This is a genomic window from Micromonospora sp. AP08 (assembly GCF_008085935.1).
Taxonomy (GTDB): Bacteria; Actinomycetota; Actinomycetes; order Mycobacteriales; family Micromonosporaceae; genus Micromonospora; species Micromonospora chersina.
In genome coordinates this window covers 70,351-82,838 of sequence record NZ_VSEZ01000008.1, presented here as the reverse complement: position 1 = coordinate 82,838, position 12,488 = coordinate 70,351, and the positions used below count along the sequence as shown (strand labels likewise).

Here is a 12,488-nt window from a genome sequence, read left to right as displayed (position 1 = left end):
CTCTCGCCGGTCACCCGGTGAGGGCGGCGTGCAGCGCGCCCGGCAGGTCCGGGTGGGTCCAGGTGAAGCCGGCCTTGCCGAGCACGCCGGGAAGGACCCGGGTGCTGGTGAGCGCCTCGTGGGCGAAGCCGCCGAGGGCGACCTTCAGGGCCAGCGCGGGGACCGGCATGACCGCCGGCCGGTGCAGCTGGCGGGCCAGCTCCCGGGTGAACTCGGCGTTGGTGACCGGGGCCGGACCGACCACGTTGACCGGACCGGCGAGGTCGTCCCGGCTCAGCAGGAAGGTCACCCCGTCCAGCCAGTCCCGCAGGGAGATCCACGGCAGCCACTGCCGGCCGTTGCCCAGCTTGCCGCCGACGCCCAGCCGGAACGGCAGCAGCTGCGGCTTGAGCATGCCGCCGTCGCGGTGCAGCGGCAGCCCGGTACGCAGCCGTACCACCCGGACGCCGGCGTCCTCGGCCGGTCGGGTGGCGGCCTCCCAGACCCGGCAGACGTCGGCCAGGAAGCCCTCGCCGGCCGGCGAGTCCTCCTCGACCGTCCGGTCGCCGGTGTTGCCGTACCAGCCGACGGCGGAGGAGTTGAGCAGCACCGCGGGCCGGTCGGCGGCCGGCAGGCCGGCCATGGTGATCGCCAGCGTGGTGGTGCTGTCCACCCGGCTGGACCGGATCAGGCCCCGGTACGCGTCGTTCCAGCGCTTGTCGCCCACCCCGGCGCCGGCCAGGTTGACCACCGCGTCGGCGTCGGCGACCACCTGCGGGTCGAGCTGCGCGGCGGACGGGTTCCACTGCCGCTCGTCGGGGGTGCGCGGCGCGCGGCGGACCAGGCGGGTGACCTGGTGCCCGTCCGCGGTGAGCCGGTCGACCAGTCGGGTGCCGAGGAAGCCGGACACTCCGGCCATGAGGATCCGCATGTTCATATCTTCGGGTACGGATCCCGACTTGGATGCGTTGAGCGAAATCACTCACTCGTCGTTCGCGGCTCCCGCCGGCGACCTTCGGCGCGACCAGCGTGAGCCGCCGTTCACTCCCCGGTCCGGCCGTCGACCGCCTCGCGCAGGATGTCGGCGTGCCCGAGGTGGCGGGCGTACTCGTCGGTCATGTGCGCGAGGATCCAGCGCAGCGAGTGCGTCCGCCCGGTGCCGGGGTGGCGGCCGACCGCGTCCAACGGGCGCTCGGCGGCGATCCGCCGCGAGGCGGCCACCTCTGTTCGCCAGAGCGCGAAGGTCTCCACGCCGGTGGCCTCGGCGACGTCGGTGAACGGGGCGTCCGGGTCGTCGGTGAGGTCGAAGAGGTCGCCGGGGAAGGCGTCGGCGAGCACCGCCTGGAAATACCACCGCTCCACGGTGGCCAGGTGCCGGACCAGACCGATCAGCGACAGCCCGGACGAGGGCACCGGCCGCAGCCGCAGTTGCGCGTCGGTGAGCCCGGCGCACTTGCGGACCAGGGCGTCCCGCTGGAAGTCCAGGAAGGTCTCGAGCAGCGTGCGTTCGTCCACGGTGGCCGGCAACGCGAACCGTTCATCGATCACCGCTCGCATCGTACGCGCGTTCGACACCGGGTGGGGTCCGGAGTGGATCAGGAGGCGAGGCGGGGGAGCAGCGGGGCCAACTGGTCGGCGGCGTTCTCGCGTACCACGAAGCGGGTGACCCCCCAGCGGCGCCGGTGCTCGGTGACCGCCGCGACGATCTCGTCGCCCGTGCCGATCAGCACGAACGGGGTGGCCAGCAGGTCGGCGACGCTCAGCCCGGTGTCGGCGGCGATCGAGGCGGCCGCGGCCTCCGCGTCGTCGGTCACGGTGACCTGCTGGACGAGGGCCTCCAGCGCGGGCGGCGTGTCCCGCCCGGCCGCGCCGGCCGCCACGTGCGCGAGCTGCGCCTCGATCTGGTCGGCCCGCCACCGCACGTCGTGGGCGTGGCCGTCGGCGAGGGTACGCCCGAAGCCGGTCAGCCCCACCACGTCGGCGTGCGCGCCGGCCCAGCGCAGCAGCGCCGAATTGGCCGTGCCCATGGTGAGCGGGACCCGCTCCTGAACGGGCCGCAGCTCGGTCAGCCGGGCGGCGTTGGCGGCCAGCTCAGGCGTGTCCACCGTGACCTCCTTTCCGGCCAGCAGGTCGCGCACGGCCTCGGCCACGGCGACGCAGCGGCGGACCCGGGCGGCGACGTCGGGCCGTTCCCGCCCGACGGCCCGCCACTCGGCCGGGGTGTGCCCGGCGCCGAGGCCGAGCCGGGCCCGGCCGCCCGAGACCACGTCGAGGGTGGCCACGTCGGTGGCGAGCAGGATCGGTTCGCGCACGCCGGCGTTCGAGACGTACGAGCCCAGGCCCAGCGTCGAGGTCACCGCCGCGGCGGCGGCCAGGGCCACGAACGGCGACGCGCCGTGGCCCGGGTGGTCGGCGGCCAGCAGCGCGTCGAAGCCGGCGGCCTCGACGCGGCGGGCCAGGTCGGTCCAGCCCGTCGCGCCGGTGGGCCGGGCCTGCACGGAGAAGATCGCCATCGGCCCAGCATTCCCGGGGTACGCCCGCCCCGGCCAGCTCGGACCCGCCGATTCTGCTGACCGGCGAATCCGGGCCGGGCGCGGGCTCAGCCGGCGGACTCGTGGAGGGCGTCGAGGCGGGACAGGTCGTCGTCGGTGAGCCGCAGCGCGCCGGCCGCGACGTTCTGCGCCAGGTGCGCCGGGTTGCCGGTGCCCGGGATGGCGAGCACGTTCGGGCTCCGGTGCAGCGTCCAGGCCAACCGGACCTGCGCCGGGGTCACGCCGTGCGCCCGGGCCACCGCGCGCACCTCGTCGTGCTCCGCGCCGCTCGCCCCGGCCTCCCGCCCGCTGGTGGCGAGGGCGAAGAACGGCACGAATGCGATCCCGTGCGCGGCGCAGTCCCCGATCAGCGCGTCGTTGCTCAGGCGGTAGCCGAGGCTCCACGAGTTCTGCACGCAGACCACCGGGGCGATCGCGCGCGCCTCGGCGACCTGGTGCGGCTTCACGGCGGAGACGCCGAGGTGCCGGATCAGGCCGGCGTCGCGCAGCTCGGCGAGCGCGCCGAAGTGCTCGGCCAGCGGCTCCGGGCCGTACACCCGGAGGTTGACCACGTCGAGGTGGTCCCGGCCGAGCTGGCGCAGGTTCTCCTCGACCTGGCCGCGAAGCTGGTCGGGCCGGGCCATCGGCAGCCACTGGCCCGACGGGTCCTTGCCCGGCCCGACCTTGGTGACGATGACCAGGTCCTCCGGGTACGGCGACAGCGCCCGGTTGATCAGCTCGTTGGCCGAGCGCAGCGGCGAGAAGTAGAACGCCGCGGTGTCGATGTGGTTGACCCCCAGCTCGACCGCGCGGCGCAGCACCGCCACGGCCCGGTCCCGGTCGCTGGGGCTGCCGTCCGCGTTCGCGGTCAGCCGCATCGCGCCGAAGCCGATCCGGTTGACGGTGCGGTCGCCCAGCTGCCAGGTGCCGGCCGCGGCGGCGTCGACGGTGTCGATGGTCATGCGGTCTCCGTCCGTTCGAGAATGTCCCCGTCGCGGGGTGGCGTCACGCCGAGCAGTTCCACGGGGTCGCCCGCCAGCCGGTTCAAGGCGGCGACGAGTTTCCGCTCCTCGTAGGTGAAGTGCGTTTCCAGCAGCGCGGCCAGCCCGTCCAGCTCGGCCCGGACGGACCGGCCGTCGGCCGCCTCGGCGAGCAGCGCGTCGACCCGGCGCAGCAGGTCGGCGACGATGCGGTGGTCGGCGCTCAGCTCGGCCAGCACGGGGCGCAGCTCGGGCGCCTGCGCGGCCAGTGCGTGGAACGCGGCGCCGTCCTCACCGGTGTGGTGCCGGTCCAGCGCAGCGCAGAAACCGACGCAGTGCGCGCGCAGCTCCCGGGAAAGCGCGCCGCCGCCGGGGGAGTCGAGGCTCGCGCGGAGCCGGGTCAGCTCCTCGCGGAGCCAGTCGTGGATCTCGATCAACTGGGTGCCGAGGGCGGTCAGCCGGCCGCTCGGCGGGTGGGATGGGTGCACATGGTCCCCTGCTGTCCCGCGCCTCCATGCCCACGGCGGCCTCCGTGCCGGGTGCACCGCGACGCTTCGACGCAGGGTACGGCATCGGATCCGTCGTCGAACGCCCGCTCAGGTCGACGGTTCCTCGGGCTCCGTCTCGTGCCAGCGGGCCCGCACGGCTGCCTCGTGTGCCTCGTAGACGGCCCGCTCCTGGAAGACGAATCCGCGCAGGGCCCGCCGGGCCTCGTTGAAGACGATCACCTCGGTCGTCACCAGCCCCACAGCGATCAGCGTGACCAGCGCAAGGGCACCCAACGCCGGCAGTCGGTTGGCCACCGGGACGCTCGCCACGAGCAGCAGCACGGCGCCGACCCGGGTCCAGGAGACCGTGCGCAGCATCCGGAACTGGAACAGCATGTTGCCGCCGAGATAGCAGATCACGCCGCCGATGAGCAGCGGCTCGCTGGAGCCATGGGCGGGCAGGTGGGTGGGGACGCGCGGGTCGGTGATCTGGTGCACGATCTGCTCGGCACCCAGTGCGAACAGAATGATCCCGGCGATCATGGGCAGGAAGCAGTACCCGTACCCGTCCCGCGCCATGGCCACGCGGGGGCCGTCCTCGGCCGCGTGCAAGGCGATTCGGGCGGCGGGCCCGATCATGTCGTAGTGCGCCCACCACAGGGCCGCGGTGAAGAAGATGCCGAGGACCGCGGCGATCACCGCCGGCCAGGTCGGGGCCTGGCCGAGCAGGTTGCTTCCCACGCCGACGGAGATCACGGACTCGCCGAGCGCGATGATCAGGATGAGTTCGTACCGCTCCGTCCAGTGCTCGGCGGACGTGACCGCCCACCCTCCGGTGCCCGCGAGGATCCCGGTCCCGTACTGGAGGAGCACGACCGTCGCCCACAGCGAGTCCCGGATCAGCGCCGCGTCGCCGTCGTGGTCGAGGGCGGGCGGGATCAGGGCGGCCGCGAGCAGCAGGAGGGTGCTGAGCACCAGCTCCGGCAGGAACCGCCGGAGCTGCCGGCGCTCGTTCGGGCTGTCCCGCACGGCGTGCCAATACAGCGCCAGGTGAACGGCCCGGATGACCACGTAACTGATCGCGGCCACGAACGGACCGGAGGCGGCTTTGTCCGGGTCCTTGAATGCCTGCGGCAGCGACAGGGAGAAGGTGAACAACGCCGCCATCCCGACGGTCATCAGCACGGGTACGAAGCCCTCGCCGAGTCGGACCTTGGCGGCGACGATGCTGTGCACCACCCAGCACCACCAGAGCACCGCGAGCACCAGCAGGGCGTGCAGCAGTGCTCCGGGCGTGATGGCCAGCGCGGTGGCCCGGGTGATGATGAAGAACGAGAAGACGAAGACCAGGTCGAAGAAGATCTCGAACCGGTCGACCCGGGCCGCCGGAGCCACCGGCACCACCGGGCCGAGGCGCCCCCGCCGCCCGAAGCCGCTCACCTGGCGAGTCTTTCAGCGGTCGGTGACTGCCGGGCCGTAATTGGGTCAGGCCGGCCGGTGGCGCAGCCCGTCCATCAGCAGGTCGAGCAGGCGGCCGGCCTGCGCGCGCTGGTCCGGCTCGCCGGCGACCAGGGAGACGCCGCTCAGCCCGGCGAGCACGTCGGCGGGGGCCACGTCGGCGCGTACGGTGCCCGCGGCGGCGCCGGTCGCCAGCGGAACGAAGGGGGCGCGCGACGTACGCCGCGCGCCCCCTTCGTTCCGTCAGAGGGTCAGAGCCCCAGCTCGGCCTCGAAGTTGCCGGCCTCCAGCCGCTCCTTGACCGCGACGAGGAAGCGGGCCGCGTCCGCGCCGTCGATCAGCCGGTGGTCGTACGACATGGCCAGGTAGACCATCGACCGGACCGCGACGACCTCGCCCAGCTCCGGGTCGTTGACCACGACCGGGCGCTTGACCACGGCACCCGTGCCGAGCATCGCCGACTGCGGCGACGGCACGATCGGGGTGTCGAAGAGCGCGCCCCGGCTGCCGGTGTTGGTCAGCGTGAAGGTCGCGCCCGCGAGCTCGTCCGGGCTGATCTTGTTGGTCCGGGTGCGCTCGGCCAGGTCGGCGACCCGCTTGGCGATCCCGCCCAGGTTGAGGTCACCGGCGTTGTGGATGACCGGCACCAGCAGGCCCCGCTCGGTGTCCACGGCGATGCCGAGGTGCTCCGCCTCCGGGTAGGTGATCGTCCCGCCCTCCAGGTCCAGCTGGGCGTTGACGATCGGGTAGGACTGGAGCGCCTCGACGGCGGCCAGGGCGAAGAACGGCAGGAAGGAGAGCTTCACGCCGTGCCGCTGCTGGAAGGAGTCCTTGGCCTGGGTCCGCAGCTTGGCGATCCGGGTGACGTCCACCTCGATCACCGTGGTCAGCTGCGCCATCTCGTGCAGCGACTCGTGCATCCGCTTGGCGATGGCCTTGCGGATCCGGGGCAGCTTCTCGACGGTGCCCCGCTTGCTGCTCGGCTGCGGCTTCGCGGCCGGCTTGGCCGGGGCCGCCGCGGCGGCCGGAGCGGGCTGCGCGGCCGGCGCGGCCTGGGCGGCCTTCGCCTTCTCGGCCGCCTCCAGCACGTCCTGCTTGCGGATCCGCCCGCCGACGCCGGTGCCGTTGACCGAGGAGAGGTTCACCCCGTGCTCGGCGGCCAGCTTGCGGACCAGCGGGGTCACGTAGCCGGCGCCCTCCTCGCCACCGGCCTGGGCCGGGACGGTCGGCCGCTGCGGCGTGGTGGTCGGCGCGGACGGCTGGGCGGCCTGCTCGACCTTGGCCGGCTGCGCGGCCTGCTCGGTCTCGGCGGCCGGCTCGTTGTAGGACATGCCCGGGGTCGGCTCCTCGACCTTGGGCTCCGGCTTCGGCTCGGGCTTCGCCTCGGCCTTGGGCTCCGGCTTCGGCTCGGGCTTCGCCTCGGCCTTGGGCTCGGGCTTCGGCTCCGGCTTCGCCGCCGGCGCGGCGCCGGCCGCGCCCACGATCGCCAGGACGCCGCCGACCTCGGCGGTCTCGTCCTCGGCGACCTTGATCTCCAGCACCGTGCCGGCGACCGGCGACGGGATCTCGGTGTCGACCTTGTCGGTGGAGACCTCCAGCAGCGGCTCGTCCACCTCGACGGTCTCGCCGACCTGCTTGAGCCAGCGGGTCACCGTGCCCTCGGTGACGCTCTCGCCCAGGGCCGGCATCGTCACCGGGGTGCCCTCGCCCGACGGCGCCGCGGCGGCCGGGGCGGGCTCCTCGACGGCCGGCTGCTCCGCCTCGGCCTGCGGCTCGGCGGCGGCCTCCTCGGCCTGCTCCGCCGGGGCCTCCTGCTGCGGAGCGGCCCCGCCGGCCTCCTCGCCCTCACCGGCGATGACCGCCAGCTCGCTGCCCACCTCGGCGGTCTCGTCCTCGCCGACCACGATCCGGCTCAGCACGCCCGCCGCGGGGGACGGAATCTCGGTGTCGACCTTGTCGGTGGACACCTCGAGCAGCGGCTCGTCGACCTCGACGGTGTCGCCCTCCTGCTTGAGCCAGCGCGTGACGGTGCCCTCGGTGACGCTCTCGCCGAGCCGGGGCATGGTGACCGATACCGGCATGTTCTCCAGACTCCTTCATTCCCCTGGTGGGATCATCGCCCGTCGCCGGACGCCGCGGTTGTCGTGTCAGGCGTGCGCGTGCAGCGGCTTGCCGGCCAGGGCCAGGTGCGCCTCGCCCAGGGCCTCGTTCTGCGTCGGGTGGGCGTGCACGAGCTGCGCCACCTCGGCCGGGTACGCCTCCCAGTTGTAGATGAGCTGCGCCTCGCCGATCAGTTCGCCGACCCGGGCGCCGACCATGTGCACGCCGACCACCGGGCCGTCCTCGACGCGGACCAGCTTCACGTGGCCGGCGGTCTTGAGGATCTGGCTCTTGCCGTTGCCGCCCAGGTTGTAGTTGTAGGTCTTGATCTTGTCAGCGCCGTACTGCTCCTTGGCCTTCGCCTCGGTCAGACCGACCGACGCCAGCTCCGGCTCGCAGTAGGTGACCCGCGGGATGCCGGCCTCGTCGATCACGGCCGGGTTCTTGCCGGCGATCTCCTCGGCGACGAAGATGCCCTGCTGGAAGCCGCGGTGGGCGAGCTGGAGGCCGGGCACGATGTCGCCGACCGCGTAGACGTTCGGCACGCTGGTGCGCAGCCGCTCGTCGGTCAGCACGTAGCCGCGGTCCATCTTGACGCCCTGCTCCTCGTAGCCGAGGTTGGCGGTGGTCGGGCCGCGGCCGACGGCGACGAGCAGCAGCTCCGCCTCGACCGTGTCGCCGCCCTGGATGGTGAGCTTGACGCCGTTCTCGGTCTTCTCGACCTTCTCGAACGGCTTGCCGACCTTGAAGTTGATCTTCCGCTTGCGGAACGCCCGCTCCAGCACCTTCGAGGACTCCTCGTCCTCGGCCGCGACCAGGCGGGGCAGCGCCTCGACGATGGTCACGTCCACGCCGAAGGACTTCCAGACGCTGGCGAACTCGACGCCGATCACACCGCCACCCAGCACGATCGCCGAGGAGGGGACCCGGTCCAGGGTCAGCGCGTGGTCGCTCGTGATGATCCGCTCGCCGTCGATCTCCAGGCCGGGCAGGCTCTTCGCGTACGAGCCGGAGGCCAGGATGATGTTGCGGCCGGTGTAGCGCTTGCCGTCGACCTCGACGACGTTCTTCCCGACCAGCTTGCCGGCGCCCGCCACGAAGGTGATCTTCTTGGCGCTGCCCACCAGGCCCTGGAGGCCCTTGTAGAGGCGGGAGACCACGCCGTCCTTGTACGAGTTGACCGCCGCCATGTCGATGCCGACCAGCTCGGCCTTGACGCCGAACTGCTCCGACTCGCGGGTCTGGTCGGCGATCTCGGCGGCGTGCAGCAGCGCCTTGGTGGGGATGCAGCCGTTGTGCAGGCAGGTGCCCCCGAGCTTGCCCTTCTCGATCAGGGCGACGGACAGGTCCAGCTGGGCGGCACGCAGCGCCGCCGCGTAGCCGCCGCTACCACCTCCGAGGATGACGATGTCGAAGGTTGCGTCGTTCGGCTCGCTCACGTCCAACTCCCAGGTCGCGTCGCTGCATCGGGGGTTACGGCGGAGTAACAGGCACACCCCACCTCGGTCATCTTGTCACCACCGGGGTCGGAGCGCGTACCGAGGTGCCCAACGACACGTCGGTGGCACGTACGCTTGGCACCGTCTTCGATGACCGGCGGGGGAGGAGTGGGTTCGGTGGGGCTGTTCCGACGACGCAAGCGGGTGGGTGCGGTGAGCCGCGACCGCGCCGCCGACCGCGCCGATCTGGATCACCTGGAGGGCTTCGTCCGCACCCGGCGGGGCGTCGAGGCGTACCTGGAACCCCGGACCACGGTCACCGAGACCACGGTCATGCTGATCGCCGACGACGGCGAGTGGACCCGGCGGCGGGTCGGCGGGCCGGAGGAGGCCCGCCGGTTCGCGCACCGGCTCGCCATCCCGATCTACGACGTCCGGCTGATGGGCTACCCGCAGCGGATGCGCGACTACAACGAGCGCCGCAAGCGCCGGCCCGAGCTGTTCTGATCCGGACACGCGGACGGGGCGCCCCCCCGGCGAGGGGAGCGCCCCGTTTCGGCGCGGTGGACGCGTCAGCCGTTGGCGGCGACGTCGTCGACCAGGTGCAGCAGCGTACGCACCGGGACGCCGGTGCCGCCCTTGGTCCAGTAGCCGGTGGCCTCGCCCGAGTGGTAGCCGGGGCCGGCGATGTCGATGTGCGCCCAGGCCACGTCGTCGGTGACGAACTCCCGCAGGAAGACGCCGCCCTGGAGCATGTGGCCCGCCCGGTCCATGCCGGCGTTGACCTGCGAGATGTCGGCGACGTCGGAGTCCATGCCCTTGCGCACGTCGTCCGGCAGCGGCATCGGCCAGGCCGGCTCGCCGGTGGCGTCACCCGCGGCCCGGACCCGCTCGCACAGCTCCGGGGTGCCCATCACGCCGGCGATCCTCTTGCCCAGCGCGACCACCTGGCCGCCGGTCAGCGTGGAGGTCTCGAACAGGTAGTCGGCGCCGTCCTCGCACGCCCGGGCGATGGCGTCGGCCAGGATCATCCGGCCCTCGGCGTCGGTGTTGAGCACCTCGACCCGCTTGCCGCTGTACATGGTGATCACGTCGCCCGGCCGGTAGCTGGTGCCCGACGGCATGTTCTCGGCCATCGGCAGGTAACCGGTGACCGCGACGGACGGCTTGAGCGCCGCGACCGCCAGCATGGCCGCGCCGACCGCCGCCGCGCCCGCCATGTCGGACTTCATCTCCCACATGCCCTGGGCCGGCTTGATCGAGATGCCGCCGGTGTCGAAGGTGATGCCCTTGCCGACCAGCGCCACCCGCTTGCCGTTGCCGCCACCGGACGGGGTGTAGGTCAGCTTGACCAGCCGCGGCGGGGCCTCCGAGCCCTGGCCGACGGCGAGGATGCCGCCGTAGCCGCCGGCGGCCAGTGCCGCCTCGTCGAGCACCTCGACCCCGAGCCCGGCCTCCCGGGCGGCGGTGGCCACGGCGTCGGCGAACGACGGCGGGCGCAGCTCGTTCGGGGCGGTGTTGACCCAGTCCCGACTGGTCCGCACCGCACCGGCCACCGCCTGCGCGCGGGTGACCTCGGCCTGGGCGGTCGCGTCCGCCGCGTCCGGCACCGCCACCAGCACCTCGGCCACCGGCGTGCGCCGGGCCGGCTGCGGCTTGGTCTTGTAGCCGGCGAACCGGTAGCCGCCGAGCAGCGCGCCCTCGCTGACCGCGCGCAGCGCGGCCGGGGCGTCGGCGTCGTCGGGCAGCGGCAGGGTGAGCGCGACGCGGGCGGCGCCGGCCAGGGCCCGCACCGCGGCGCCGGCCGCCCGGCGCAGGGTCTCCGGGGCCGGGGCGGCGCCGGACGGCTCCGGGCCGAGCCCGACGGCGGCGACCACCGGGGCGGTGACCGTGCCCAGCGTGGCCAGCTTGATGACCTCACCGGGGCCGCCGGTGGCGCCGAGCAGGGCCAGCGTCTCGGTCAGCTTGCCGTCGAACGCGGCGGCGATGCTCTCCGCGCCGCTGGCCAGCAGCAGCGCGCCGGCGGGTGAGCCGGACTCCTGCTCCGTGGTCTGGCTGTGCACGCCGATCACGATCGCGTCGACGGCGAGTTCGGCGGGGTCGGTGTCGACCAGGCTGAGGGTGGTGCGGGGCGATGTCACGAAAGCTACTCCGGGCGGGCCGGGCCGGCCGCGGCGTCGCGTACCGGCGATGAAGGTCTCCGGCGGCGAACCTACCCGCCGAACGCGTGGCTGTCCCGCTGATGGGTGCAGGCGGGTGTCCCGCCGATGCTAACCAGCCGGTCACGGGCCGGTAAGTTCGCACCCATGACCGAGGTGACCTCCGACGCCGCCGCGACCCGGCTGCGCCGTTCCCCCCTGCACGAGCGGCACACCGCGCTCGGCGCGAAGTTCGCCCCCTTCGGGGGCTGGGAGATGCCGCTCGAGTACGCCGGCGGCGGTGTCCTCAAGGAGCACACGGCCGTGCGTACCGGGGTGGGCGTCTTCGACGTCTCGCACCTCGGCAAGGCCCGGGTCACCGGGCCGGGCGCCGCGGACTTCGTGAACTCCTGCCTGTCCAACGACCTCGGCCGGATCGGCCCGGGCAAGGCCCAGTACACGCTCTGCTGCGACGACGCCACCGGCGGCGTGGTGGACGACATCATCGCCTACCTGCACGCCGCGGACCACGTCTTCCTGGTGCCGAACGCGGCGAACACCGCCGAGGTGGTCCGCCGGTTGCGCGCCGCGGCGCCCGACGACGTGGTCGTCACCGACGAGCACGAGGCGTACGCGGTGCTCGCCGTCCAGGGGCCGCGCTCGGCGGAGCTGCTGGGCGCGCTCGGCCTGCCCACGGAGCACGACTACATGAGCTTCTCGACCGCCTCGCTGGAGGGCGTCGAGCTGACCGTCTGCCGCACCGGCTACACCGGCGAGCTGGGCTACGAGCTGGTCGTACCGGCCGGCGACGCGCTCGCCGTCTGGGACGCGCTGTTCGCCGCCGGCGCCGCGTACGAGCTGCGCGCCTGCGGCCTGGCCGCGCGGGACACGCTGCGCACCGAGATGGGGTACCCGCTGCACGGGCAGGACCTCTCCCTGGACATCACCCCGGTGCAGGCCCGCTCCGGCTGGGCGGTCGGCTGGGACAAGCCGGCCTTCTGGGGTCGCGACGTGCTGCGGGCCGAGAAGGCCGCCGGCCCCGCGCGTACGCTGCGCGGCCTGGAGGCGGTCGACCGGGCCATCCCGCGCCCCGGCATGGCCGTCTACGCGGGCGACAAGCAGGTCGGCACCGTCACCAGCGGCACCTTCAGCCCGACGAGGAAGCAGGGCATCGCCCTGGCCCTGATCGACACCGACCCGAAGCTCCCCGACGGCGAGACGCTGGAGGTCGACATCCGCGGCCGCCGCGCCCAGATGCGCCTGACGCGCCCACCCTTCGTAAAGCCCTCCGTCCGCTGACCGCTCCTCGGACGATCATGAAGTTGGCGGCACTCGGGGAGATCGGGATCGCCGCCAACCTCATGATCGACGGGGA

Annotated in this window: 12 protein-coding genes; 2 read left to right on the top strand and 10 right to left on the bottom strand. The window is 73.5% G+C overall.

All coding sequences use genetic code 11. The annotated features are described in order from the left end of the window. Positions 1-10 precede the first annotated feature (10 nt). The 9 genes from FXF50_RS15620 to lpdA all read right to left on the bottom strand — a co-directional run bounded on the left by FXF50_RS15620 (position 11) and on the right by lpdA (position 8,975). The gene (locus tag FXF50_RS15620) at positions 11-910 is read right to left on the bottom strand and encodes a TIGR01777 family oxidoreductase (RefSeq protein ID WP_148428453.1); all 900 of its coding nucleotides are present in this window, start codon (positions 908-910) and stop codon (positions 11-13) included. A 110-nt stretch (positions 911-1,020) separates the two neighbouring features. Further along, positions 1,021-1,527 carry a DinB family protein gene (locus tag FXF50_RS15615; protein ID WP_255510049.1) on the bottom strand — a complete coding sequence of 169 codons (507 nt, stop codon included), beginning with the start codon at positions 1,525-1,527 and terminating at the stop codon, positions 1,021-1,023. A gap of 47 nt (positions 1,528-1,574) precedes the next feature. Next, entirely contained in the window at positions 1,575-2,492 is a 918-nt protein-coding gene (locus FXF50_RS15610; RefSeq protein ID WP_148428449.1) for an LLM class flavin-dependent oxidoreductase, read from the bottom strand. Positions 2,493-2,578: 86 nt separating this feature from the next. Further along, the gene (locus FXF50_RS15605) at positions 2,579-3,472 is read right to left on the bottom strand and encodes an oxidoreductase (protein WP_148428447.1); all 894 of its coding nucleotides are present in this window, start codon (positions 3,470-3,472) and stop codon (positions 2,579-2,581) included. Further along, positions 3,469-3,978: a hemerythrin domain-containing protein gene (locus FXF50_RS15600; protein ID WP_255510048.1), complete on the bottom strand. Its 510-nt coding sequence runs from the start codon at positions 3,976-3,978 to the stop codon at positions 3,469-3,471. The genes FXF50_RS15605 and FXF50_RS15600 overlap by 4 nt, the downstream gene beginning before the upstream one ends. Before the next feature lie 108 nt (positions 3,979-4,086). Continuing rightward, a complete protein-coding gene (locus FXF50_RS15595) occupies positions 4,087-5,418 on the bottom strand; it encodes a low temperature requirement protein A (RefSeq protein WP_148428445.1) in 1,332 nt (443 codons plus the stop codon). 45 nt (positions 5,419-5,463) lie between these two features. Next, the gene (locus FXF50_RS15590; RefSeq protein WP_370464119.1) at positions 5,464-5,631 is read right to left on the bottom strand and encodes a hypothetical protein; all 168 of its coding nucleotides are present in this window, start codon (positions 5,629-5,631) and stop codon (positions 5,464-5,466) included. A gap of 56 nt (positions 5,632-5,687) precedes the next feature. Then, positions 5,688-7,517, bottom strand: a complete 1,830-nt coding sequence (sucB, locus tag FXF50_RS15585) for a 2-oxoglutarate dehydrogenase, E2 component, dihydrolipoamide succinyltransferase (RefSeq protein ID WP_148428443.1) — start codon at positions 7,515-7,517, stop codon at positions 5,688-5,690. A gap of 66 nt (positions 7,518-7,583) precedes the next feature. Further along, the gene (gene lpdA, locus FXF50_RS15580) at positions 7,584-8,975 is read right to left on the bottom strand and encodes a dihydrolipoyl dehydrogenase (protein WP_148428441.1); all 1,392 of its coding nucleotides are present in this window, start codon (positions 8,973-8,975) and stop codon (positions 7,584-7,586) included. A 177-nt stretch (positions 8,976-9,152) separates the two neighbouring features. Between lpdA and FXF50_RS15575 the strand changes: the two genes are divergently transcribed. Continuing rightward, the gene (locus FXF50_RS15575) at positions 9,153-9,482 is read left to right on the top strand and encodes a hypothetical protein (protein ID WP_107074686.1); all 330 of its coding nucleotides are present in this window, start codon (positions 9,153-9,155) and stop codon (positions 9,480-9,482) included. A 65-nt stretch (positions 9,483-9,547) separates the two neighbouring features. Here FXF50_RS15575 and FXF50_RS15570 read toward each other — a convergent pair whose 3' ends face one another. Further along, positions 9,548-11,116, bottom strand: a complete 1,569-nt coding sequence (locus tag FXF50_RS15570; RefSeq protein ID WP_148428439.1) for a leucyl aminopeptidase — start codon at positions 11,114-11,116, stop codon at positions 9,548-9,550. A 165-nt stretch (positions 11,117-11,281) separates the two neighbouring features. Between FXF50_RS15570 and gcvT the strand changes: the two genes are divergently transcribed. Then, on the top strand, positions 11,282-12,412 hold the full coding sequence (gene gcvT, locus FXF50_RS15565; RefSeq protein WP_148428437.1) for a glycine cleavage system aminomethyltransferase GcvT: 1,131 nt from the start codon (positions 11,282-11,284) through the stop codon (positions 12,410-12,412). Positions 12,413-12,488 lie beyond the last annotated feature (76 nt).